At 31.8% G+C, this 25725-nt stretch carries 27 protein-coding genes and 1 riboswitch; of the genes, 8 read left to right on the forward strand and 19 right to left on the reverse strand.

What is annotated here, in order from left to right; translation table 11 throughout:
• The first annotated feature begins 185 nt into the window (after positions 1-185).
• The 6 genes from DP68_RS09410 to DP68_RS09435 all read left to right on the forward strand — a co-directional run bounded on the left by DP68_RS09410 (position 186) and on the right by DP68_RS09435 (position 4466).
• The gene (locus tag DP68_RS09410; RefSeq protein WP_035308828.1) at positions 186-1322 is read left to right on the forward strand and encodes an aldo/keto reductase; all 1137 of its coding nucleotides are present in this window, start codon (positions 186-188) and stop codon (positions 1320-1322) included.
• Between the two features lie 103 nt (positions 1323-1425).
• Positions 1426-1719: a hypothetical protein gene (locus DP68_RS09415; RefSeq protein ID WP_035308830.1), complete on the forward strand. Its 294-nt coding sequence runs from the start codon at positions 1426-1428 to the stop codon at positions 1717-1719.
• Between the two features lie 165 nt (positions 1720-1884).
• Complete coding sequence (locus tag DP68_RS09420) at positions 1885-2115, forward strand: hypothetical protein (RefSeq protein ID WP_035308831.1); 231 nt, start codon at positions 1885-1887, stop codon at positions 2113-2115.
• Positions 2096-2407: a YbjQ family protein gene (locus tag DP68_RS09425; protein ID WP_035308833.1), complete on the forward strand. Its 312-nt coding sequence runs from the start codon at positions 2096-2098 to the stop codon at positions 2405-2407. The genes DP68_RS09420 and DP68_RS09425 overlap by 20 nt, the downstream gene beginning before the upstream one ends.
• 173 nt (positions 2408-2580) lie before the next feature.
• A complete protein-coding gene (locus tag DP68_RS09430; protein WP_035308834.1) occupies positions 2581-3054 on the forward strand; it encodes a MarR family transcriptional regulator in 474 nt (157 codons plus the stop codon).
• Between the two features lie 155 nt (positions 3055-3209).
• Complete coding sequence (locus DP68_RS09435) at positions 3210-4466, forward strand: tetracycline resistance MFS efflux pump (RefSeq protein WP_035308836.1); 1257 nt, start codon at positions 3210-3212, stop codon at positions 4464-4466.
• Positions 4467-4574: 108 nt separating this feature from the next.
• Here the strand turns inward: DP68_RS09435 and DP68_RS09440 are convergent, their stop codons facing one another.
• The 19 genes from DP68_RS09440 to DP68_RS09535 all read right to left on the reverse strand — a co-directional run bounded on the left by DP68_RS09440 (position 4575) and on the right by DP68_RS09535 (position 22538).
• Positions 4575-5075, reverse strand: a complete 501-nt coding sequence (locus DP68_RS09440) for a DUF2798 domain-containing protein (RefSeq protein ID WP_035308839.1) — start codon at positions 5073-5075, stop codon at positions 4575-4577.
• A 700-nt stretch (positions 5076-5775) separates the two neighbouring features.
• Positions 5776-6273: a hypothetical protein gene (locus tag DP68_RS09445; protein WP_035308840.1), complete on the reverse strand. Its 498-nt coding sequence runs from the start codon at positions 6271-6273 to the stop codon at positions 5776-5778.
• 194 nt (positions 6274-6467) lie between these two features.
• Positions 6468-6791 carry a cobalt transport protein CbiN gene (locus DP68_RS09450; protein ID WP_035308841.1) on the reverse strand — a complete coding sequence of 108 codons (324 nt, stop codon included), beginning with the start codon at positions 6789-6791 and terminating at the stop codon, positions 6468-6470.
• Entirely contained in the window at positions 6791-7543 is a 753-nt protein-coding gene (locus tag DP68_RS09455) for an energy-coupling factor ABC transporter permease (RefSeq protein WP_035308843.1), read from the reverse strand. Before DP68_RS09455 ends, DP68_RS09450 begins: the two co-directional genes overlap by 1 nt.
• A 69-nt stretch (positions 7544-7612) precedes the next feature.
• Positions 7613-8434, reverse strand: coding sequence for an energy-coupling factor ABC transporter ATP-binding protein (locus DP68_RS09460; protein ID WP_035308844.1), 822 nt, complete (start codon positions 8432-8434; stop codon positions 7613-7615).
• A gap of 12 nt (positions 8435-8446) precedes the next feature.
• Entirely contained in the window at positions 8447-9349 is a 903-nt protein-coding gene (cbiQ, locus tag DP68_RS09465) for a cobalt ECF transporter T component CbiQ (RefSeq protein WP_035308846.1), read from the reverse strand.
• 202 nt (positions 9350-9551) lie between these two features.
• A riboswitch (cobalamin riboswitch) is annotated at positions 9552-9721 on the reverse strand.
• 191 nt (positions 9722-9912) lie between these two features.
• On the reverse strand, positions 9913-10308 hold the full coding sequence (locus DP68_RS09470; RefSeq protein WP_035308848.1) for a hypothetical protein: 396 nt from the start codon (positions 10306-10308) through the stop codon (positions 9913-9915).
• A gap of 258 nt (positions 10309-10566) precedes the next feature.
• The gene (locus DP68_RS09480) at positions 10567-11211 is read right to left on the reverse strand and encodes a V-type ATP synthase subunit D (RefSeq protein ID WP_035308854.1); all 645 of its coding nucleotides are present in this window, start codon (positions 11209-11211) and stop codon (positions 10567-10569) included.
• Positions 11212-11225: 14 nt separating this feature from the next.
• On the reverse strand, positions 11226-12617 hold the full coding sequence (locus tag DP68_RS09485) for a V-type ATP synthase subunit B (protein WP_035308857.1): 1392 nt from the start codon (positions 12615-12617) through the stop codon (positions 11226-11228).
• The gene (locus DP68_RS09490; protein ID WP_035308859.1) at positions 12610-14382 is read right to left on the reverse strand and encodes a V-type ATP synthase subunit A; all 1773 of its coding nucleotides are present in this window, start codon (positions 14380-14382) and stop codon (positions 12610-12612) included. Before DP68_RS09490 ends, DP68_RS09485 begins: the two co-directional genes overlap by 8 nt.
• An 18-nt stretch (positions 14383-14400) precedes the next feature.
• Positions 14401-14715, reverse strand: a complete 315-nt coding sequence (locus tag DP68_RS09495) for a V-type ATP synthase subunit F (RefSeq protein WP_186430498.1) — start codon at positions 14713-14715, stop codon at positions 14401-14403.
• Complete coding sequence (locus DP68_RS09500; RefSeq protein ID WP_035308861.1) at positions 14702-15703, reverse strand: V-type ATP synthase subunit C; 1002 nt, start codon at positions 15701-15703, stop codon at positions 14702-14704. The genes DP68_RS09495 and DP68_RS09500 overlap by 14 nt, the downstream gene beginning before the upstream one ends.
• A gap of 15 nt (positions 15704-15718) precedes the next feature.
• The gene (locus DP68_RS09505; RefSeq protein WP_035308863.1) at positions 15719-16324 is read right to left on the reverse strand and encodes a V-type ATP synthase subunit E family protein; all 606 of its coding nucleotides are present in this window, start codon (positions 16322-16324) and stop codon (positions 15719-15721) included.
• 44 nt (positions 16325-16368) lie between these two features.
• Complete coding sequence (locus DP68_RS09510; protein ID WP_186430501.1) at positions 16369-16875, reverse strand: V-type ATP synthase subunit K; 507 nt, start codon at positions 16873-16875, stop codon at positions 16369-16371.
• A gap of 12 nt (positions 16876-16887) precedes the next feature.
• Positions 16888-18855 carry a V-type ATP synthase subunit I gene (locus DP68_RS09515; RefSeq protein WP_035308865.1) on the reverse strand — a complete coding sequence of 656 codons (1968 nt, stop codon included), beginning with the start codon at positions 18853-18855 and terminating at the stop codon, positions 16888-16890.
• Entirely contained in the window at positions 18842-19168 is a 327-nt protein-coding gene (locus DP68_RS09520; protein ID WP_035308867.1) for an ATPase, read from the reverse strand. The genes DP68_RS09515 and DP68_RS09520 overlap by 14 nt, the downstream gene beginning before the upstream one ends.
• Positions 19169-19470: 302 nt before the next feature.
• Entirely contained in the window at positions 19471-21165 is a 1695-nt protein-coding gene (locus tag DP68_RS09525; RefSeq protein ID WP_035308869.1) for a B12-binding domain-containing radical SAM protein, read from the reverse strand.
• Positions 21166-21193: 28 nt separating this feature from the next.
• A complete protein-coding gene (locus DP68_RS09530) occupies positions 21194-21694 on the reverse strand; it encodes a hypothetical protein (RefSeq protein WP_035308870.1) in 501 nt (166 codons plus the stop codon).
• A 103-nt stretch (positions 21695-21797) separates the two neighbouring features.
• The gene (locus DP68_RS09535) at positions 21798-22538 is read right to left on the reverse strand and encodes a zinc dependent phospholipase C family protein (protein WP_035308872.1); all 741 of its coding nucleotides are present in this window, start codon (positions 22536-22538) and stop codon (positions 21798-21800) included.
• A gap of 309 nt (positions 22539-22847) precedes the next feature.
• Between DP68_RS09535 and DP68_RS09540 the strand changes: the two genes are divergently transcribed.
• Both DP68_RS09540 and spoVB read left to right on the forward strand, forming a co-directional pair.
• Positions 22848-24095, forward strand: coding sequence for a dicarboxylate/amino acid:cation symporter (locus tag DP68_RS09540; RefSeq protein ID WP_035308874.1), 1248 nt, complete (start codon positions 22848-22850; stop codon positions 24093-24095).
• A gap of 132 nt (positions 24096-24227) precedes the next feature.
• The gene (spoVB, locus tag DP68_RS09545) at positions 24228-25721 is read left to right on the forward strand and encodes a stage V sporulation protein B (protein ID WP_035308876.1); all 1494 of its coding nucleotides are present in this window, start codon (positions 24228-24230) and stop codon (positions 25719-25721) included.
• The last annotated feature ends 4 nt before the right edge of the window (positions 25722-25725 follow it).

Raw genomic sequence — 25725 nt, forward strand, 5'->3', positions numbered from 1 at the left:
GTATCATATTTCCTCAAAAAATAAATAATCCTGGAAATTATTAATTAATTATTTAATGTTATTTTGTCTATTTAAAAAAGTTTTATTCTATTGCATTTTCAAAGGTTAATATTCATAATTAATCAAATATATTATATAATAACAATTGATACGCTTTTCAAAATTATAGAAAGAAGGGTTAATTTATGCTTTATAGAAGATTTGGAAGAGAAGATTTTATAGTATCTTCATTAGGCTTTGGATGTATGAGGTTTCCAACAATAAATAATAACGATGAGCTTATAGATGAAGAAAAATCTATAGAGATGTTAAGATATGCAATAGATAATGGAGTGAATTATGTGGATACTGCGTATCCTTATCACAAAGGACAAAGCGAGATACTTGTAGGCAAGGCTCTTAAAGATGGATATAGGGAAAGAGTTAAGCTTGCTACTAAATCTCCTGTTTGGCTTACAGAAAGCTATGAAGATTTTTATAAATATTTAAATGAGCAGCTTGAAAAGCTTCAAACAAGTTATATAGATATGTATTTATTACATGCTCTTAATAAAGAAAGATGGGAAGCCATTGTTAAGTTAGATGTGCTAAAGTTTTTGGATGAGGCTAAAGAAAAAGGGCTCATAAAACATCCCGGATTTTCCTTCCATGGTGATTTGGATACATTTAAACAAATTGTGGACTCCTATGACTGGAGCTTTTGCCAGATACAATACAATATACTAGATGTAGATTATCAAGCTGGAGTAGAAGGGCTAAAATATGCCTCATCTAAAGGGCTGGCAGTTATTATAATGGAACCTTTAAAAGGTGGTAAACTTGCTGTAACTCCTCCAGATGAGATTCAAAACTTATGGAATAAATCTAAAATGAAAAGACCACCTGTTCATTGGGCACTTAAATGGCTGTGGAACCAACCAGAAGTCACCCTTATATTAAGTGGTATGAGTTCATTAGATCAAGTTATGGATAACATAAGCTATGCTGAAGATTCAGAAATAGACTCACTTTCAGATGAAGAACTTAAAATAGTAGATGAAGTCCGCGATACTTATAATAACTTAATTAAAATAAATTGCACCAAATGTGGATACTGTATGCCTTGCCCTCAAGGTGTAGATATACCATTAAATTTTTCAATTTACAACGATAGACACATATACAATGATTTAAAAAGCTCATTAAAAAAATATGAAGACCTACACGAAAATAAAAAAGCTTCTTCCTGCATAGAATGTGGCAAATGCCAACCTCTATGTCCTCAAAACTTACCAATAATTGATACGTTAAAGACAATGCATGAACAACTAGCTCCAAATTAACAGATTATTAATGAATTCTTCATAGTGCTTATACCTATATTTCTACAAAATATGATATATTATATATAGGGTTTTAAATTATACCTAAAAGAAGGGGATGTAAATGGAATATTTTAATAAAGGTTATGGAATGGAAAAAGGTTTGATGAGGATATTAAAAATTTTAGGATTTTTATTTTTAACTTATTTCATAATCCGCGGCTTATTTATATTAATTCCAGTGGGGATATTGATATACGCTGCCTATAAAGGAATAAAGTTCATACAGTCAAAGTTTAAAGGCTTTAAAAAGACAGAAAGCATAAATGAAGAAGCATTCGAGGTATATAAAGTCAGTAATGAATATTTATATAATACCGAAGTAATTGACGTGGAATACGAAGAAATAAATAAGTAAATAATAAGAATGGCAAGACATCTTGCCATTCTTATTATTTTAAAGAAAATTAAATTATATAAGCTAAAAATAATTATATCAGAACTATCTTTTTTGAAATAGTATGCATGAAGAACTTAAACATATGCTATGATTAATGTATATAACTAAGTTAGGAGAGATAATTTGAAAAAAGGATTTATACCTGTAATTATAATTACTATAATAGCAGCTGCCTTCCTAATATTATATGCCCTAGGCATTACTATGGGGCTTTTGGATAGCAATATGCCCTTTATAGCAGTCATATTTGTTGCAGTGATATTTTTAATACTTTTGATAATGCTGGCAATCACTCTAATTGAAAGAATAAAAGAAATTAAAGGAGAAGATAAAGATGATATTAGTAAATACTGATTTTATAACTGGAAAGAATATAGAAACGCTATCTATAGTAAAAGGATCTACAATTCAATCTAAACATTTAGGCAAGGACATCATGAGCGGCTTTAAAACTTTGGTTGGTGGAGAATTAAAGGCTTATAGCGAAATGATGGATGAGGCAAGGGCTATCGCAACAAAAAGAATGGTTGAAGAAGCAGAAGGCCTAGGAGCAGATGGAATAATAAATATAAGATATGCCTCCAGTGCAGTAATGCAAGGAGCCGCAGAAGTTATAGTTTATGGAACAGCAGTAAAATTTAGATAGTACCAAAGCTATTAAATGAGAAGGTCTTAGTCAGATTTAAGTCCACAGCCTTGTGCAAGTGTCCTAACACTTGCCTGCTTGCTATTTAGTGAATTCAATAATTAGTTTAATATTACTAAAATAAAAAAATCAATATACTATTGTTATTACACCAACGGGTGGGAGGACAGTTCATGAACAAAGAGGAACAGATAATGATGAATTTCAGGGAATTATTTAACAAAATGGCTTGGCTTAATAAGTTTAAGATGGAAGAGACTCTTAAGGGCTATAAGCCTTCTGAAGTACATTACATCGAATGCATTGGAAGAAATGCAGATCCCAACGTGACAAAACTTGCAGAGTCCCTTTATATGACTAGGGGCGCCATAAGCAAAATGACCAAGAAGCTCATAGAAAAAGGCATTATCGAAAGCTACCAGAAGCCGGATAACAAGAAAGAAATTTATTTCCGACTTACTGAAAAAGGGCAAAGAATTTATAAAGTCCATGAGGACCTGCACAAAGAGTTTCAAGAGCGTGATAAATCCGTATTTGAGCAGGTAACCGAGGAACAATTTGACAGTATGCTTAGATTCGTGGAACAGTATAGCAAGCATTTAGATCAAGAAATAAAGAAACTAGGTATAGATATTAAGTCGGAATAAATTCGAATAATGAAAATGAAACCCCAGGCAGCCTAACTCTATTGAGAACTGGCTGCATTTTTATTGCATTTATTTTGTTGACCAGGAAACAAAATGGTGGTATGATAATTTTGTTGTCAAGGAAACAAAAATCATTTTTTGAGAGGAGAATTCTAATGTTCAAATTCAAATCATACAATGAACCTAACATAGAACAAACCGTAGATAAACACGCTTTAATATTCGGTCTTATATCTGTGTTTCTTTGCGGAATAGGCTTCAGTATCATAGCACCTGTCGTCCCATTTTTAGTACAGCCTTATACCAGCAATCCGGGAGAACAAGCCATAGTTGTTACACTCTTAACCTCTGTTTATGCAGTCTGCGTGTTTCTCACAGCCCCTGGACTTGGAGCTTTAAGCGACAAATATGGTCGTCGTCCAGTGCTCTTAGTATGCCTTTTGGGTTCTGTAATCGGGTACCTGATTTTTGGCATAGGAGGAGCTCTATGGATACTATTTGCTGGGCGTATAATAGATGGTATAACCGGAGGTACTATAAGCACTATCTTCGCATATTTTGCAGATATCATTCCTCCAGAGCAGAGAACCAAATACTTTGGATGGATAAGTGCAATTGTAGGTGTGGGTACAGTCATTGGCCCAACTCTAGGCGGATTACTTGCCAAGTTTGGTTATTCTGTACCCCTGTATTTTGGAGCAATAATAACTTTATTGAATGTTGTTTATGGATTCTTTTTTATGCCTGAAAGTCTCGACAAGAATAATAGACTGAAAGAAATTACCTTTGTAAGGCTAAATCCATTTACACAGCTTGCAAGCATACTTTCCATGAAAAACTTGCAAAAATTGCTTATCTCAGCGTTCTTAGTTTGGATACCCAACGGATCTTTGCAGGCAGTTTTTTCACAATTTACAATAGATATTTTCAGTTGGAGACCAGCACTAATCGGGCTTATGTTTTCAATTATGGGCTTCCAAGACATCATTTCACAAGGTTTCATAATGCCAAAGTTCTTGATAAAACTTAGTGATAAAAAGATAGCAATTCTTGGAATGGCTTCGGAAATTATAGGCTACAGTCTTATTGCGCTATCTGCTTTATTCTCATTCTATCCTCTTTTTATCGCTGGAATGTTTATATTTGGTTTTGGAGATTCGATTTTCGGGCCTTCATTCAATAGTATGCTCTCCAAGTCTGTCAATTCTAGTGAACAAGGAAGGATTCAAGGAGGCAGTCAATCTATTCAGGCTTTAGCAAGAATGATTGGGCCTATCATTGGAGGTCAAATTTATGTATTATTTGGTCATGCCTCCCCCGCCTTTATGGGTATGATCCTTATAGCAGTGGCAATACCAGTTTTATATATAAGAACGCATGTTGATGAGGTTGTCGAGAACCCATCTGCTTAGCAGGTGTGTTTAATAAGATATATTGCAGTTCAATTTCTTAATGCGACAGCCCCTTTTTCTTTTTATTATTTGAGATAATTTATGTATTCAAGCTGCTTTGTATAATATTTAAGCAACTTCAATTTCCCCACATTCGTCTTCCTTTTCTAATTGCTTCTTAAAAATAGCGCCAAAAACGAATCTTACAAAGGGTTGTATGAAAAACAACTGTGAAAAAAATGCAAGAGGAAAATTAAATACTATTTTCTCCATCCAATTTGCAAGAAACTCTATGCTAATGCCGTTATACATAGTTGTTGCCACGAAGGTCATCATTGGACACATTAAGCAAACAGTAGCACATATGATTGCTGTTGTAACTATATACGGCTTATCTTCTCTTGGATTTACAACGCTGAAAACCAATTTTAGCGAAAGAGGACCGGCAATAAATATTTCAAGTAAAAATGTGATTATAAACTCAATTGCAATTACTTCGCGAGCTGCTATAAACACCTGATTGGACATACCTCCCATTTCAATAGCAAGATTATAAAATACGAATAAATGAACCGTAATTATTACGGTCAAAAGTGCATAAATCACTTGTTGAAATTTTGTTGTTGGCATAAAAAATACCTTCCTTTCTTTTGTTTAAATAACTTTTGTATTTTTATACGACAAAAAAGACACATGTAGCGCTTTGTACCGTAATCAGATTTACGTGCAAAGCACTACATGTGTCGTTATCTACTACTATATCATAATTTTTAGAAAAAAATCGAGCAAAATTTCTTCACATTTTAGAAATAAGACAGCATATTTTTAATGTTGAACGGGTCGTATGGAATTTCGCTTTGGCGAAAGTTTCTTTTAATAAATTGACACTCATCAAAGGGCTGGTAAGCCCACAGACCGATAGGTCGCAAAACATTAAGTATTCTATTTTTTATCAGAATTTTTTTATTTATTTAGTATAAGTTCCTGTAATGTTAAGGACTACCGTCCTAAAAAATCTTTATGTACTGATTCCTAAGATATCTTAGAAATTCAGTTAGCTGAATTTCTTCCTTTAGCAGTTCACATGAAGAACTTTTTAATGCTCTGAGAGCATAGAATTTTCATCGTAGAAGGCATTGAATGAGCCTAAGAACGGCTTTATTTATAAATTCAAAATACCATTAAGAGCCGCCTACTGCCTGAGCGACAGCGAATTTAGGCGGTTTAGGTATTTTAGATTTATAAATATTAGCCGTTCTCGGCGAAATGAACGTCTTCCTAGATGAAAATTCTATACGACCCAGAGCATTAAAAACGTCGTAATATCCTTTTAATGCGTTGCTTTTACTGATGAGAAGTTTCCTGCTTTAGAAAGCACTTTTACTACAGAAAATGCTATTACTCCATCTACTACGTGATGAAGTATTGTCCCTAACCCTACAGCTATAAGTATCTTTTCCATTGTAAATCCAAATGGAATAACTACTAAAGCTTCCAATATTCCATGAATTGGAGCTGTAATTGCTACAACTTTTGAGTATGAAACTCCTTTTTTAAGAAGATAAGCTCCAAACATTCCTACAAATGTATGCATAAAAGCTCTTGACGCTACAACTGCACCTTTAGTAATTAAGAATCCTATTGCCGACCCTATTCCAACCATAGCCGCTGGCACAGGTCCTAAAAACATTGCCAAAAACATTGGAACATGGGATGCTAATGTAGCTGAAAATGGTCCTACAGTTACAGCCAGTACCCCAAAAGAAATTGGTATTACTATAGCAAGTGCAGTAAGAAGCGCTGCATAAACTAAATTTTTAAGATTCATATTAATCCCTCCATTTGTTTACTAGTGTATATACAGTAGTATACACTAGTAATTTGCACTTGTAAATATCCTATTATAAATATTTTGTAGTGAATTATTTCTAAAAAACCACTAGTTTAATAGTTAAACTAGTGGTTTTTTATTTATCATCCAGAGGCAAGTGGACTCACTTGCCTCTCAATGTATATATAACTTTATGCAGTTTTACTCTTATGAATTTCTTTTTTATTTCTCTCAACGAATCTTCCCATGAAGAAGGCTAGTATCCCCACTCCAATACCTGTTTGTACGCAAAACAATAAACTCTCAATTTCTCCTGGCAATTCTCCACCAATCCAAGTTTCCATAACAGGTGTGAACCAAGGCTCATATTCTGTACCTGTAATCTCTGCAACTACTTGACTTCCTGCATCATCAGAGCCACCAAATTCAGCACCCTTTAATGCAAATAATGGTATAACAGCAATTAGTACAGCGATAACTAATAAAGTGGTAATTTTCTTTTTAGTATTTGACATTAATTTTCACCTCTCTTTAAGAATCCAATGCCTGTTAGCTCGGATTTTGCATATGTTTCAAGCCCAATAATAATAGCAACAGTTAAGATACCTTCTACAATTGCTAGTGGAAGCTGTGTTGGTGCAAATACTGCAAGGAACTTAGCTGCAGATGCTGCTATACCACCGTTTTGAGATGGATATGCAATTGCAAGCTGAATACCAGTTACGCAATATGTAAATAAGTCACCTATTGCCGCTGCTAGAAAAATACCTACATTCTTGTTGATGTTCATTTTTTTACATAGTTTATAAATCCCATAGGAAACTATCGGACCTGCAATAGCCATAGAAAATGTATTAGCACCAAGAGTAGTCAATCCACCATGAGCAAGCATAATTGCTTGGAAAATTAGTACAATAATGCCTAAGATACTAACTGCAGTTGGACCAAATAAAATTGCGCCTAGCCCAGTACCCGTCATATGTGAACAACTTCCTGTTACTGATGGTATCTTTAAAGATGAAAGTAAAAATATGAATGCACCTGCCATAGCAATCATAGTTATGGATTTACGATCCTCCTCCATTTTTTTCTTAATTGACATATAACCTTTTATTAAGAACGGAAGAGATATAACTCCCCATAAAATACAGAATTTTGGTGGAAGATATCCTTCCATAATGTGCATTGCGCTTGCTACTGGAACTATTCCGAATGTTAATGCAAAAACTGCTACTAATGCAACGATTTTATTTTCTTTTTTTTTCATCTTATTTTTCCCCCTCAGGTTATTTAAATTTATATCAATACTAGACTGAAATCTCTAAAGATATCTATTTTAGAGAATTTTCTTCAATTCCTGTGTACTTTTAGGATAATCTTTTGCATCTTTTAATATTTGTTTTTCTACAAGCAATTCATAAACCTCCATCATAGTTGGCTGTTTCAGATTTGCTTTTTTCAAAATCGATCTATTTTGAAAAATTTCTAAAGGTGCTCCATCTGCAATAATTTTCCCTTGAGAGAATACAAGGATTCTTTCAGCCCATCTGTAAGCAAAATCTACATCATGGGTTGAAATCAGCATTGTCTTCCCCTCAGATCCAAGCTTGGCTAGAACTTCTTCTAACATCAATGCATTCAAAGGGTCAAGAGCTGCAGTTGGTTCATCAAAGATAATAATTTCAGGTTTCATAGCAATGATATCTGCAATGCTAACACGCTTCTTTTCACCACCGCTCAAATAGTGCGGCGGACGCTCCTTAAAATCTGATATATTCATGTATGCTAGTGCTTCCTCAACACGTTTCTTCACTTCTTCTTTAGGAAGTTTTAAATTCATTGGCCCGAATCCGACCTCTGCCATAACCGTAGATGCTATTATTTGATTATCTGCATCTTGAAATACTATTCCGATATTCTTTCTAAGTTCTTTTAAATTCTTTTTATTGATGATTGTACCACGGTAAACGATTTTTCCATGTTCCGGTGTAAATACACCATTTACATTCAAGAAAAATGTAGATTTCCCAGATCCATTGGAACCAATTACAGCAATTTTCTCACCTTCATATATATCCATACTTACGCCGTTTAATGCAGGTTTTCCATTTCCATAAGTGTAGTGCATATCTTCAATTTTTAATATTATTTTTCTCATTATTGTTCCTTTCTATCTTGTAAAGCTCCATAGTAAAATCAAAAAAATTACAAATCCTACTGCTCCGACAATCTGTATTGTTTCTACCGGTTTATCTTCCCTCCAAAATATAAGATCTCCATCATAGCATCTAGCCTCCATAGCATTATAATAATTAGCTGCCTTTTTCAGCGAAATAACTAGCATATTACTTGCAATGCTTCCAAATGTGTAGCAGGAAGTTTTAAAATCACAATAGCCATGGCGAGATTCTACTGAATTTTTCATTTTAATATGAACATCCATTAAAATGAAAATGTAACGGTAAATGATATCCATCAGCTCTATAATAATCTTCGGTACATGCGCCTTCCTAAACACATAAATAATCTCAGATGATGGAGTGGATAGTGTCATCATCTGCAATGCACTTACAGCTGCAAAAACCTTCATAATCAGAAAAATCACTTCCTTAAGTTTTGCCTGAGATGTAAACACATAGAAAAAACCAAGATTTATATTATACTCACCAATTGGCTGTTTTGAAAAATCGATGGCAATACTAAAGGTACCGACAATGATAAACGCCATTGGAATTGCCAGCATAGATAAATATTCATGTATTGAAATTTTTCCTTTTACAATGCTCAGATAGGACATTGAAATAATAACTGCGACTGATACATATGGATTGTCCAATGCTATGCAAAGAATCAGTAGGCCAATAGAAAGGCATACTTTAAAAGTTGGATTCCAATGTCTAATTTTAGAAGCATGAGCATAAAAATCAATTAAAAATCCCTCACCATGCTTATGTCCAATTCTATGGCTATGCTTATGAGTGTTATCCCCTTTAGTGTAAACATCACGATATTTAAATTTAAATAAAAAAATACCCATCACAAACATAACACACAAAATAATAATTTTTTCCATTTAACACCTCTCTGAAATTTTAGCCTTGTCCGCTTTAGAAACACCAAAACAATCGAATTTTTACCATACTTTCAAATCCATTCTAAACTTCCACTAACTTGTATTAAAATAAAAAAGTCTTCTTAACTCAATAGTTAAGAAGACAAAAAGATCATCACGATTATCAAAACGCATCGCAAACACCCCCTATCCTTCGTAGAGTTAATTGTGTATTATTATAGGCAGGTATTCTGACTTAAGTATCATCGCCTTTATAACCTTCCCAGTTTCCCAGTGGTATTATATAAAGACTCCTCTTTTACAGCGGCGAGACCGTGCAGGATTTTCACCTGACTTCCCTTTTAATTCATAACCTATAACTATATATCAATTTTAACTTTAATATACACCATATTATGGTTTAAATCAAGTATAAAAAAATAATTATAGGCACCTTACTATCTTTTAATGATATATTTTTTTGAATTTTCTAATTTGATATATTACACAATTTCTAATATTAGCCTCTGACAGAAAAGAGCATCTATAGATTTGATTTAAACAAATCTATAGATGCTCCACTATTACGCATTTTGCTCTTCTATATTTTTAACCCCAATATTAAAGAATCTCCAATTGCCATCTTCTTCTTCATAGCCTTTACAATATATACATCCTTCTTTAAAATCATAACCAACTTTATTAAGTTCTTCATGATTTTCACGAGTATTTCTTACATCATTTAAATCCTCAACTTTTATCTTTAACATATTCCCTTTATTAGTTTTTACTAATGCTTCAAATTGTGGGAGCGTTCCCTCTTCTTTAATGGAGTATATATCAACTATTTTTAAATTCATACCCTCTTCTATAGTTAACTTATCTTTATACCTTCCCCAGCCTTCAGCTAATGTGGTATAATCTCCTATTTTAAAAATACTTTCCCCTATCATACATGATTTAACCTTGTCCATAACCATCTGTAATCCCCCCTGCAAATTAATTTTGATGTAATATCATTATACAACCATTGTTAAATAATCGTCAATGGTTTTGTTTGAATTTTCTTAATATTAACATTAAGTTTAAAATTCAAACCCATTTTGAGTTTAATATTATTATATTTTAGAAATGTTAATTTAAGAATCAAAAATATATTTTTTATAATATTACTTATAACAATACAAAAACACACATGATATTTTATAACATGTGTGTTTTTATAAATTGATATTGCATTATAGTCCATTTTTTTCTTCCATCATAGTCTTTACCTTCATAAGTCTTGTTAAGTTACTTCTTTCATTTTCATCAAGTTTCATGCGTATATATTTAATGGTTTCATGCAAATCAGGTATAGTTCTGTATTCTAGAGCATTAACCCTTCTTCTAGTCTTTTCTATTTCGTCTGCCATAAGCTGACATGACTTTTCTACTTCTGCAAGCTCTAACAGCTTAGGAAGTATAGAATATAACTTTTCTATAGCTCCATCTAACTCTGCAGATGTATTTGCAAAACCATAAGGATATATACTGCCTTCTTGATTTTCCATTTTTCGCTTAAATTTCATTACAGGTACATTAACACTCATAATATTTCTTTTAGTTACTTCTAAAGAAATACTTTCCATAGGATAGGCTATTGCTTCTTCAAGGAATTCTGAAGACATAACAGCTCTTGCCATTACAAAATTCTTTAATGATTTTTGCAATTCTTCTTCTACACTTTTCCTTAGTTCGTTATTATATTTTATAAGGTCTATAAATCTCCTCATAAGCTCATCTTGCTTATCTTTTAAAAGTTTATGTCCTCTGGTTGCTGTTACCAATCTCTTTTTTAATGTGGTGAGCTCCATTCTAGTAGGATTGACATTTAATCTCATAAGTTATCATTCCTCTATTCTTCAATCTTATTTTCTTGCTTTGGTAGATATTTTTCAAGATATTCATCTCTAATTCTCTTAAGCTCACCTTTTGGAAGTATGGATAGCAGCTTCCATCCTAGATCTAATGTTTCTTCTATTGTTCTATTTGTATTAAATCCTTGAGATACATATTCCTTTTCAAATCCATCTGCAAATTTAGCAAATGACTTATCAGTATCTGAAAGTGCAGATTCACCAAGTATTACAGACAATTCTTTTGCTTGCTTACCTTGAGCATATGCAGAAAATAACTGGTTCATTGTATCTGCATGATCTTCTCTAGTTTTTCCCTTTCCAATCCCTTTATCCTTCAATCTTGACAGGGATGGAAGTACATCTATTGGAGGCATAACTCCCTTTTTATAAAGTTCTCGACTTAATATTATCTGTCCTTCTGTTATATATCCTGTTAAGTCAGGAATTGGATGAGTCTTATCGTCTTCAGGCATAGTAAGAATAGGAATTTGTGTTATTGAACCTTCACTACCTTTTATTCTACCTGCTCTTTCATATAGTGTTGCTAAGTCTGTATACAAGTATCCTGGATATCCACGTCTTCCTGGAACTTCTTTTCTTGCTGCAGAAACTTCTCGAAGAGCTTCACAGTAATTTGTTATATCTGTCATTATTACAAGTACATGCATTCCTCTTTCATATGCCAAGTATTCTGCAGTTGTAAGCGCCATTCTTGGTGTAGCAATTCTCTCAATTGCTGGGTCATTAGCCAAATTCATGAAAAGCACTGATCTATCTATAGCACCAGTCTTTGTAAACTCATCTACAAAGAACTGAGCTTCTTCAAAGGTTATACCAATAGCTGCAAATACAACAGCGAACTTAGACTCAGAACCAAGTACCTTTGCCTGTCTCGCTATTTGTGCAGCTAGGTCTGCATGCGGAAGTCCAGATGCAGAAAACACTGGTAGTTTTTGTCCTCTTACTAAAGTATTTAATCCATCTATAGCAGATATACCAGTTTGAATAAATTCGGATGGATAATTTCTAGATACAGGGTTTATAGGTATTCCATTTATATCATTTCGTACTTCTGGTATTATCTTAGGGCCATCATCTTTAGGTCTTCCAAGTCCATCAAAGACTCTGCCAAGCATATCTTCAGATAAGCCTATTTCTAGTGGTTTTCCTAAAAATCTTACCTTACTTCCCTTTAAGTTTATACCCGAAGAACCCTCAAATAACTGTACCAAAGCTTTATCTTGATTTATTTCTAGTACTTTACCTCTTCGCATTTCACCTGTGTGCATTTGTATTTCTACTAATTCATCATAAGTTACATTTTCCACACCATCTACCAGCATCAAAGGTCCTACTACTTCTTTTACAGTTCTATACTCTCTAAGCATCTAAAATTCCTCCTTTGCTGATAAGATCATCCATAACAGCTGTTAACTCTTTGGAAATATCATCGATTTTACCTAAGTTTTCTTCTATTATATACTTAGATCTTGCTATTTTATCTCTAATTTCAAGATTTAATATATCTTTTAGATATACTCCTGCTTTTAGTGCTCTTTGTGCCTCATCACCAAACTGAAGTACTAATTTCAACATTTTATATTGTTTATCTAATGATGCATATGTATCTGCATCATGAAAAGCATTTTGTTGTAAATAGTCTTCTCTTATAGATCTTGCTGTTTCTAGTTTTAATCTATCGGACTCTGATAAAGCATCGATACCAACAAGTCTTACTATTTCCTCTAAACTAGATTCTTCTTGAAGCAGTGCCATAGCCTTAGTTCTTAGTTCTGTCCAATCTTCCGCTACATTTTCATCTAGCCATCCTCCAACTCTATCTGCATATAGAGAGTATGAATTCAACCAGTTTATAGCTGGGAAGTGTCTTCTATAGGCCAATTGAGAGTCTAGACCCCAAAACACCTTAACTATTCTAAGGGTTGCTTGAGTAACAGGTTCTGAAAGGTCCCCCCCTGGTGGAGATACTGCTCCTATGGCTGTAAGAGCTCCTTCTCTACCATCTTTACCTAGGCAAATAACATTACCTGCTCTTTCATAGAATTCCGCAAGCCTTGAACCTAAATAAGCTGGATATCCTTCATCACCTGGCATCTCTTCAAGTCTTCCTGACATTTCTCTTAAAGCTTCTGCCCATCTAGATGTAGAATCTGCCATTAAAGCTATGGAATATCCCATATCTCTAAAGTATTCGCCTATGGTTATACCTGTATATATAGAAGCTTCTCTTGCAGCAACAGGCATATTAGATGTATTTGCAATAAGAACTGTTCTTTTCATCAATGGTTCTCCAGTTTTAGGATCTCTTAACTCTGGGAACTCATTTAAAACGTCTGTCATTTCATTTCCACGTTCTCCACAGCCTATATATACAACCATTTGTGCATCTGCCCATTTTGCTAATTGGTGTTGTACTACTGTTTTACCACTTCCGAAAGGACCTGGCACACAAGCTGTTCCCCCTTTAGTTACAGGGAAAAAGGTATCTATTACTCTTTGGCCTGTTATCATTGGAGCAGAAGGATTTAATTTTCTCGCATAAGGTCTCCCTTTTCTAACTGGCCATTTTTGCATCATAGCTAAATCTACAACGCCCTTTTCCGTTTGAATTTCACCTATTTTATCTACAATGGTATAATCTCCTTCATTTAGAGAAATTATTTTTCCCTTCACTCCATAAGGCACCATTATTTTATGTTCTATTATAGAAGTTTCCTGTACAACTCCTACTATATCTCCTGCTTCTACTTCATCTCCAGCAGCTTTAACAGGCGTAAAATGCCAAATCTTTTTTCTATCTAATGCAAACACTTCTACTCCTCTAGCTAAGAATGCTCCTGCTTGTTCTTCTATAGCATTAAGAGGTCTTTGTATTCCATCAAACATTGCCTCAATAAGACCTGGACCTAATTCAACACTTAAAGGAGCTCCTGTTGAAACTACTGGTGCACCTGGTCCTAGTCCTGAAGTTTCTTCATATACCTGAATAGACGCTTTATCGCCTCTCATTTCTATTATTTCACCTATAAGACGCTCATTTCCAACTCTAACCACGTCAAATAAGTTTGCTTCATCCATACCCTCAGCAAGAACTAAAGGTCCTGAAACTTTTACAACTCTTCCAGTCTTCAAGCCTACCTACCTACCTTCCTATAAAATATTCACTCCAACTGCTTTTTCAACATTATCGTTAATCCTCTGCATTCCAATATTTAAGGTACCTTGATTATTAGGAATGAGGATAATGGCAGGAAGTAATTCTCTATTATATCTTTCTATAGTTTCATCTAAGTCCTTAGCTACCTGCTCCGTTATAAAAATAACTCCATATTTTTTAGCTGCTAATGTATCTACAGTTTTTCTAGCTTCATCTGAATCTAATACAGGAAAGACGTCTATTCCTAATGCTTTAAATGCAAGTATAGAATCTTTATCTCCTACTACTCCTATTTTATACATAGACATCACGCAGCCTTTCTCTTATGGTATCTGGTGCTATACCATTTAACTTTCCAACCATTATTATTCTTATAACTTTTATTTCCGTTTCCTTTGCATATATGTATGCAATTAATGGCTCTGCACCAAAACTTACATATTTTGCATCCTTAACATAGTTCATAGTATAATTATCAACAAGTTTTTCAAACAAGTTAAAATCACCTGTATTTACATAATCCTCTATTCCTAATCTCAATATGTTATAATAATCTGTGTGAGAAACTTTATTAATAAAACTCTCAATAGAATCATTGAAGTTATTCAAAAACACATCTCTATCTAACTTACCATTTTCTACAAATACTTCACTAAAAAAGTTTCTATCTTTATTCTGCTTTTTTATTCTTAAGAAAGCTTTTAAGTTGGTTAAATCTATATTTGTTTTTATATAATCAATTATAGCTTTTTCTCCCGTTTCTTTTCCTTTACTATACATGTCTTCATACATGAATTTATCTGCTATAATATCTATTTTTTGAGGATCCTCTGATTCTTCAAAAATCATCAGCGACTTTTCAAAAGTAGATCTCATAAATCCATTTAAATCTCTATAGTTAGACTCATCAGAGCATCTTTTTAAAATATCAGCATTAACTGTACCAACAGGGATTAAAAGATAACTTAAATCTTTGCCAAGTAGTTTTCCCTTTATTAGCACCTTTATATTATGGTAATCATATCTTATGCTCATAATATCAATAATTAATTTCTCTGGTGAAATTTCATACATTAGAGCATAAAGTCTTTTTAATTCTTCGCTTAAAAGTATTTCATACTCTTCTGGTCTTTTGATATTTCCCATATGGTTTCCATACTGAGTTTCCTGCAGTAATTTTAAAGCTTCTTCGGGAGATGAACTATCAATAAGTCTATCAATTTTTGACTTATCAAGGAGTTTGGTTTCCAGTGCTCTGAGCCTTGACACCGCTTGTATAAACTTCATGTTATCCATATAACCATATCCTCCTTAATTTGATTTAAATAAAATATCTAAAATCTTATCCTCTAGCTCATCTCTTAATGAAGGCACTAAAGCTTCAAAAGTACAATTTATTTCTATACCATTTTTACAAAGAATAAATCCACCTTTAATATCTCTATCTTCAGAACTTAGTTTAAGTTCTCCTTTTTTACCTTTAGCTCTTAATTCTCCATTGATAAAGTTTATAAGATTTTGATCTATTGTATTTTTGTAATTTCTTGATATCACTATTTCTTCATCACCCTCAATATCCAAGGATAATATGAAATTTCTAACAAACTTATTATATTCATCCTGAGATATTTCCTGTAACTCACTTTCTGCTCTATTGAATACACTTTCTATTAAATCTTGTTTAGCTTTTAACTTCTTATTTCTTATATCTAAATTAGCATTAGATACTATTCTTTCTTTTCTAGTGACAGATTCTATATGACTTTTATTTATTATTAGTTCCTTTTGTTTTTCAGCTTTACTTGTGAGACTGTCAACAGCTTCCTTTTCTGCTTCTTTAGCTTCATTTATAATTTCCTGTGCTTTGCTGTTGGCATCTTCTAATATCTTAGAAATTAAGTTATCTAAATTAGCCACGAAGAACCCTCCTTTACTGTTTATTTAGGCTCTAACTTAAAGTATTAAACCTGTATTCCAACTATCATTATGATTGAAGTAACAAGTGCTATAACTGCATATGTTTCAACCATAGCTGCAAATAATACGCCTTTAAACATGTGTTCTGGCTTCTTCGCTAGTATTGATATACCTGCTGCTGCAGTTTTACCCTGTGCTATAGCTGATTTCCAACCTGCTATTACTATCGGTAATGATGCTAAAAATATTAAGAAACCTGATCCTAATGATACCTGCGCTGCTGTTCCTCCAAGTAATCCTATTTTATTTAATATTATAAGTGTAGTAACGAAACCATAGAAACCCTGTGTTCCTGGTAAAACCTGTAGAATAAGTGCCTGACCAAACTTATCTGGGTCCTCTGTAATAAGTCCAGAAGCCGCTTCACCTACTATTCCAACTCCCTTTGCTGAACCAATACCTGGAAGCGCTGTAGCTAAGGCTGCACCTAGTAGGGCAAATAATAAACCTCCGTTTTGAGTCATAAATTCTAAAAAAGTTGCAAAATTCATATTAACTTCCTCCTAATCCTTTATTATTCTTATATATTTATTTTTAGTTGTGAATGGCTTAAATTCTTTACCTCCACCACTATAGAACTTTCCAAAGAACTCCAAGTATTGAAGTCTACAAGCATGAACATATGCTCCTAGTACATTTATTGCAAGATTAAATATATGTCCTCCTAAGAATATAACAGTTCCAAATATCCATGCAAATACACCGTTACCTAAAAGACTTACCATTAAATTAAATGATGTTCCTATAAGTCCAGTAGCGAGTCCAAGGGCTAAGAGCCTTGAATAAGATAATATGTCTCCTAAATATCCCGTTATTCCATATATTCCATAAAAGCCACCAGCTATTTTACCAACTATACCCTTATTACTTCTTCCCTGTGTAGCTACTAGTCCAACAAGTCCTACAATAGCCATATACTTGCCTATAGTTCCCAACACTGGAATTCCCATGGATGGTCCTATAAAGAGTAAAACTAATCCTGAAATAGTAAGATACCAAAATCCTACATCGAAAAGAGCATCTAATGCCTTACCTGACTTTATCAGTTCATATGCCTTTATACCCAAACCTGTATATAAATGCACAAATCCCATTATTATTGCTAAAATCAATACTGACATAGGTTCTGAAGAAGGATCTAGCCAAAGAGGTTTTATTCCTCCAGGGATAATCATGGTTGTAGCATCACCAAAATAACTTCCATAAACAATTCCCCAAGCTATAGTAGAAATACTGATGCTTTGGAAGAGTTTCATAAATTTTTGAACACCTTTGTCTAAAGGTAAAAGCTTCAATGCTAAAGTTGAGGCTATAAGCATCACTAACCCATAACCCGCATCTGATAGCATCATTCCGAAAAACACAAAGAAGAATGGTGTCATTGCAGGTGTAGGGTCTACCTCTCTATAATTTGGTAAACTATACATAGATGTAATAATTTCATAAGGCTCAACAAATTTATTATTTTTTAATAATATTGGCACATTATCCTCTGACGATGGTTCTCTAAATTCAATAAAGTAATGATCCCCACAGCAGCTTTTTAAAACATCCTCAAACTCTGCTTTCTTTTCCTCAGGAGTCCAACCTTCTATAACCAATACTTTATCTGTTTTTAGAAAATATTCCCCAGATTTTGCCTTATTTTCTTCCATGCTGTAATATTCAAATGCTATTTCTAAATCCTCTATTTTGTCACTATATTTTTTTATTTCTTGCTCAATGCCTTTTGCTTCATTTTCAGCCGCTTCAATTTTACTATTATATTCTTTTATTATTCCCTTTGGTGTATTGTCATACCTAAAGTCAAACTTATTTAAATTGTATTTCTTTACTAAATCTTCTGTTAATTCCCCCTGTGATTTATGAAATAACACTAGTAAACTTACTTCATCCCTTGTTTCTCCTAGCTTTTCAGTATAGGAACTAGAAACTTCACTATTAAACTCTTCAACAAATTTATCAGCTAAATTTTTGTTTGCAGTTCCAATAAAGTAATTTGATGTTTTTAAGCTCTTCAAATCTGCAAAGGATACATCTAAATTAGTCCAGGGAGTAAGTTCTTCTATTTCACCCTTAAGTTTACTAATTTCATTTTTTAAATCATTTAACTTATTATCAAATTTTTTCAATGTTTCATAAGTTGAAATCCAATTACTTTTGTCAGTAAGTTTTTTAATTTCATCATATCTTAAATGTTTCTTTCCCTTTTTTATGGCTTTAATCCCTTTTTCTCTTGGAACATATCTATCCATAAAATCTAATAAAAATTTAACCTTTGCAAGTTCACTTTGGACTTCAGAAACCTTTATATTATCACTTGCTTCTTCCAGGAATGGCATCTCTTCTATTACTTTTTCCTCAAAACTTACAAACTGCACTCCTTGAAATTTTTGCAAGCTTTCTAAAATGGTTTCTTTTTGTGATTGAAAAGCCAATAATGTAAATTTATTCATTTTAACTATTGCCATTATTCATCACTATCCTCTCGACTACTAACTTAATAGCATTTTTTATTTTATCCTCGGATAAATTTATTATATCATCTATATCTTTTTGAGCTTTTTCTTTAATAATTGCAGCTTCTTTTTCACCTTCTTTTATAGCTTCTGACATAATGCTATTTGCTGAAACGTTAGCTTCACTAATTATTCTTTTATACTCCTCGTTGGCTTTTACTTCTGAATTTTTAATAATACTTTTACTCTCTAACTGAGCGTTTTTTATAATTTCTTCTGCCTTTGATTCTGCATTTTTTATATCTTTTACAGCTTCTAATGCCAATCGAATCACCTCCTTAAGTTTATAATAAAAGCATATTTAACTAAATCTTAAAACTTTCTATGTAAAATATTATCATCAGGCATTCCCCTAGGGGGTATGTCCGATAATAATATTCTACATCTATAATTATTTTAGTCAATAGTTTTTAAGAATATTTATAAAATTTAGATATAAGAATATTTTATATACTTGTCTGTTTTTTTATATAATATCATATACTTAAAAAATAAACTATACCTTTTTGGTATATTTATTAGATTTTTTTAATTTCTTTGGGGAAATTTTAAATTAACTTTAAAAATTTACTGATAAATAAGACTTGTAACATCTTTAATCATACCATTTCTGTCATCAAACATTATGTAGGTTTCTTTATTATATATATTTCCTTCTTTTATGAGGGATATTATATCAATATAAAATTTTTCAAGCCTAATATTATTTAGCTCTCTGTTATTACTTACATAATCGTCCTCTAATATTCTTCTCTTAAGTACTTTTTCTTCTTCTTTATCCAAAGCCTTAGTTACGAAATCAGGTATCCATTTCTTTTTAGTATGATATAAAAACTCATATTTAACTATTTCCTTTAATACAAAACTGTCTGAATTTAGTATACTTTCATTATAATAAATCAAAACCCTATAGTAGTCAACAAATGATATATTTCTGTCAAAGTATCCCTTTAAATAGTAAAATTGACTAAGTGAATAATATAAGTCAAAAGGTTTATCAAATTTTGATAAAAGATACTTTATAGATAAATTAAAATTACCCGAATTATAGTATCTATCCACCATTTCTTCAACCATTTTAAGCTTAATTAACTCCTCATAGGATAAATGATTAGTTTTCAAAATTTCATAGGGAGGAAACGGCGAATATACTATGCCCCATTTATCCGCTTCTTCTCTCATGGAGGACCCCTTTAATAACTTTAAAAATCCTAACTGAATTTGTTCTGGTTCAATGGAATACAAGTCGTTAAATGATTTTTCAAATGAACTAAAATCTTCTTCAGGAAGCCCTATTATTAAATCTAAATGTTGATGTATATTTTTAATTTTTAAAAGCTCGCATACCTTTTCTTTGATATCTTCAAAATTTGCAGTTCTATTTATATTTTTAAGTACCTGATTATTGGTACTTTGAACTCCTACTTCAAATTGAAATCTATTTTTAGGAGCTTTAGATAATAATTCTATTTCATCCTTTGTTAGTAAATCCGCAGATATTTCAAAATGGAAGGTAGTTTCTCCTTCTTCTTCTATCAAGAACTTCCAAATTGAATACGCAAAGGTATGATCACAATTAAAAGTTCTATCCACAAATTTTACCAAACTAACCTTATTATCTATAAAATACTTTAATTCACTTTTTACTCTTTCAAGGTTTAAAAACCTCACTCCATGAACAGTTGAGGATAGACAGTATTTACAGTTAAAAGGACATCCTCTTGAGGCTTCATAATATACAATCTTATTCTTTAAATCTTCGTCTCTATCATATGGAAATACTACTTTATCCATTTCCATAAGCTCTCTTTTACCTGTATAGATAACTTTACCTTTGTCTTTAAAGTATAGGCCCTTTACGTCTATTATCTGGCTATTATTTAATATACATTCTATAAACTCCTTATATGTTTCTTCGCCTTCTCCTACTATTATATAGTCGCAATTATCTTTCTCTACATAAGAAGCCTCTTCATAAGAAACCTCAGGCCCTCCAAAAAAGATAGTTATATTTTTATCTATAAGCTTTAATAATTTAGAAACTCTGAGTACATATTCCATATTCCATATATAACAAGAAAATCCAACCATGTCTGGTTTCTCTTTCATTATATTTTGCACTATTCTTTCTACTCTATCGTTTATAGAATATTCTTGTAAAATACATTCATAATTTAAATCTTTTGTGTAATTTTTTAAATATCTTACTGCTAAATTGCTATGAATATATTTCGAATTTACTGCTGCTAATATTACTTTCATTCTTTACTTTCCTTTCAAACCATTTATATTATTTCTTTTCTGCTTTTATATAATATATATCTTCGTCTTGCATTTCTTCTATTATGTTAAAATATTCACTTAAAATCTTTAAAGTAGCCTTTTTATTAGAACTCAAAAATATCTTACTATCTTTAAATGTAATCTTTTTTTCTTTTGTCTTAGAAGAAATAATTTTTATATTAAAATTGACTAACTTATTATACCCTTTATTTACATCCCATATGTAAATTTTACCCTTTTCTTTTAGATATTTATTAATATTTTTTATAAGCTCCTTTCTGCTGCTTTCAAAATAAACTTGACTTAAAGTAAAAAGTAGTACACAGTTATCATAATATTTTTCCTCTATTTTATTCTCGTCATATTTTCCATCTATATACTCTATAGTAGGATTAACATTGAACTCCTTATATAAATTATATATTATTCCTGTGTTAGACATACCAATATCCAATAGATTGCCATTAAATAATTCATCTTCTAATTGTAAAGTAATATTTTTCTCCATATATCCACCTCCTTTAAAGATGAATACCTCTTACTTCTAAGGCTTGTCAATTTTATATATAATATTTCTCTATAAAGATTAAAAATCCTCTAATAGAGGATTTTTAATCTGTCTTTTCTAGAAGTTCTTTATAGTCTTTTCTAACTTTTTCTATTTCATCACAAAAATCTAACATAAATCCTGCAGTGGTTCTCTGTGCTTCCTTTAAAGCAACAGATGCGATGTTTCCGTATCTTTGCTCTCTATCTTTAATATGAATATTTTTCAAATATGCGTTGTTAGCAATAAATGCATTATTTTTTATATAATCTTCTATATACTTGTATCTCACTACCCCACTATCTGCTACAAAAATAAAGTCATTCATGAGCTTACTTATTATCCATAGTTCAAACTTTCTATGACTTTTTAAAAGTTTATTATTAACATGTTGAGGAACTGTAGTATCTTGTATCAAATGACAAGCTGCTCCAAAATAAAACATACCTTTTTCCATGTTTCCAGCCTCAATATATTCTAAGGCATTTGAATAATAACGCCTACATTCTTCTAATGCATTAGAAAATCCGTATAACCCCTTCCCCTTTCTATAATCATAGAAATGATTAGAACTTTTAAAATCCTGATCCGCCCACATAGCCCCTGCATTTATACTACTTATATACTTCTTTAAGAATTCAAATTCCTCTTCATATCCATCATTTTTTAAAATATTTAGCGCCTGTATATCTATAAATTTATGAACAGTGCAATAAGTTTTTAGTACCTTCTTCTTCAAAGGATTTACAGCAAAAAATAATCCTTTCAATGCACCTCCATAGGTTTTTTCAATCTTATTTCTCATATAACTCAACTACTCCTTCTATATTATTTATTATTTTCTTGCATTAAAGTTCCATGTATAGGATTTCCAAAAGACTTTTTATTAAACCTATAAATTTAAAATTTATCAAAATATTCTCAAAGATTTCTCTTAAATAAAATTATCTTCCATAGTATATATTTTGTCAACGCATACTTTTAAATTTTATAATGTAAAAGTAAATGAATTATAGCCCTTATTTTACTTGCATTTTCCCCTATATTCCTATAAAATTATTTGAGTATATGTATACAATATAAATATGTACTTATATATTAGGAGGACTTATAAATGAATACTAAAAAGAAAAGCATCTTTACAAATTTAGGTGCTTTAATAATTATTGCTATGTTTGTAGGAATATTAACAGGTCTGATAATGGGGAAATCTGCCCATATGTTTGCACCTTTAGGCGATATATTTATGTTGCTTATTAAAATGGTGGTTGTGCCCTTAGTAGCCTTCTCCATAATAACTGGTGCCGCTTCTATAGGTGACACAAAATCTGCTGGTAAAATAGGAGTTGCAACTTTTTCCTATTATATGATTACCACTTCGGTTGCTGTTATTATAGGACTTGTGTTTGGTGAAATCTTCAAGCCTGGTGCAGGTATTGATGTATCCTCACTTAGTTCTATGTTTTCTAATGAGTTTGAAACCAAGGGAGATTTACCTGGTTTTTGGGATACTATTAAAGGTGTTATTCCTGAAAATCCAATTAAAGCTTTAGTAGAAGGAAATATCCTGCAAATTATTTTCTTCAGCTTATTTTTCGGTTTTGGAATTTCTTCTTTAGAAACTAAAAAGAAAACATTTATTGTAAATACATTCACTTATATTACCGATGCTTTAATTTTTATAATCATGAAGGTAATGTACATAGCCCCAATTGGCGTATTTGCATTAATGGCAGATGCCACTGGCACATTTGGGTATGAAATATTAAAGAAGATAGTTTATTTATTTTTAATATATGTATTAGCTTTAATTATTCATAACTTTGGCTTTTACTCATTAAACATAAAATTATTTTCTTCAATGTCACTGAAAAAGTTTTGGTCTTCCATGTATAAACCTCAATTGGTTGCACTTTCTACAGCTTCATCTATGGCAACGCTGCCTGTAAATATGGAAACTTGTGAACAGGATCTTGGAGTATCAAAACAAACTTCTTCTTTTGTATTGCCTTTAGGCGCTACAATAAACATGGATGGAAATGCCATTTATTATTCACTAGCTGCATGTTTCTTTGCACAAATGTTTAATATAGACCTTGGCCCATCTCAATATATTGCAATAATGTTTACAGCTACCATAGGTTCCATAGGACAAGCCGGTGTTCCAGGACCAACTCTACTAGTTGTAGCAGTTTTACTTGCTGCTAACATTCCTGTAGTTGGACTTCCTATACTATTTGGTGTAGATAGAATATTTGATATGCTTAGAACTGCTGTTAATATAACCGGAGATGCTTCTTGTGCCGTAATCGTAGATAAACTTAGAGAATCAGAGGAGTTATCCGCTGCAAATGAAGAGTAATTTTTATACTGTATTATAATTTTTTATAATACAGTATTTTTTTATGCCCATAGTAATTATTCTTAAGGCTTATGAATATTTCCCGAGGCTTAAGAATAATTATTAATGTTAATAATATTGAGGTTATAAGGAATGAAAAAAGATACTTTTTATAGGGATACCCTTACGCTAACAGCAGCTAATATAGCAACCGGGATACTAGGTTTTACATTTGCCATAATACTATCAAGTAAAATTGGCCCTGAAGGCATGGGGCTTTATGGACTAATAATGCCTATATATAATTTATTTATATGTATTATTTCTGGTGGTCTTATAACTGCTATTTCTAAGGTATCTGCAGTGTATTACAGTAAACACGACTTTAAAAACTTAAATAAAACCATCGATACAACTCTATCTTTTGATGGTTTATGGGCACTTATAGTTGTTAGCATTGTATTTGTAAGTTCAAACTATATAAGTACCTATTTAATAAAAGACAGTCGAAGCTTATATGCTATAAAGGTGCTTTGTCCTGCAATGTTATTTATTGCATTTTCTTCAATACTTAAAGGATACTTTTATGGTATATCTAAAGTTAAAATTCCTGCATATATTGATGTATTTGAAAAGTTTATGAGAACAATAGTTATAATAGTTATATTTGGCACCTATGCTTTATCAACGGATATTTCCAGTAAAGTAACTTTTGCCTATGTTGCTTTAGCAATTGGCGAAGGGATAAGTACTGCTTTGCTCTATGTATCTTATAAAATACATAAAGTAAAGCCCTCTAATAATATGCAGTCTTCAGAAGGACGGGCTCAACTTCTATTTAACGTACTTATTATATCTATACCTTTGTGTTTAAATGCTTTTTCATCCACAGCACTATCCACTGTTTCTACTTTAATAGTTCCCAGAAGATTAATTGCTACTGGAATGGATTATAGTACAGCACTATCCTTAATTGGCAAATTCACAGGAATGAGCTTAAGCATAATATTTTTCCCTATGGTTGTTATAAACTCCGTGTCTACAATACTTATTCCAGACATATCCAAAAGCATTAGTAATAAAGATTATTGGGGTACAGAAACTAGAGTTATGAGTGTACTTAAGATTGCATTTTTATTAGGATTATCTACCTTGATTATATGCAACACTATTCCAAATGAACTGGGAAGCTTACTCTTTAAAAGACAAGATCTAGGCAATTTTATAGCCATTTCTGCTTTAGTTGCACCTTTAGTTTATGTAAGCACAACAACTTATGGCATATTAAACGGGCTGGGCAGACAAGGTATTTTACTTAGAAACTCTCTTATTATTTCTGTCATAGAACTTATAAGTCTTTATATTTTTATAGGAATACCTTCTATAAACATATATGGCTTTGTAATAACCTTTATTATAACTTCATCCTTAACACTTATAATTAACATGTTTGAAATAAGAAAACATCTTAATATTGACTTTAATAAAAATAATTTTGTTATAAGTATACTACTGTGCATATTGTTTTATTTTATATTAAATATTTTAAAAAATATTTTACCAGAAACCCTGTCTATGAAGTATCCAATCATAACTCTTACAGGTTTTTTGTTAATATTTTTTGATTTTAAACTCTCTAAGAAATAAAATG

This window comes from Clostridium sp. HMP27 (assembly GCF_000765165.1).
GTDB lineage: Bacteria > Bacillota > Clostridia > Clostridiales > Clostridiaceae > Clostridium_AK.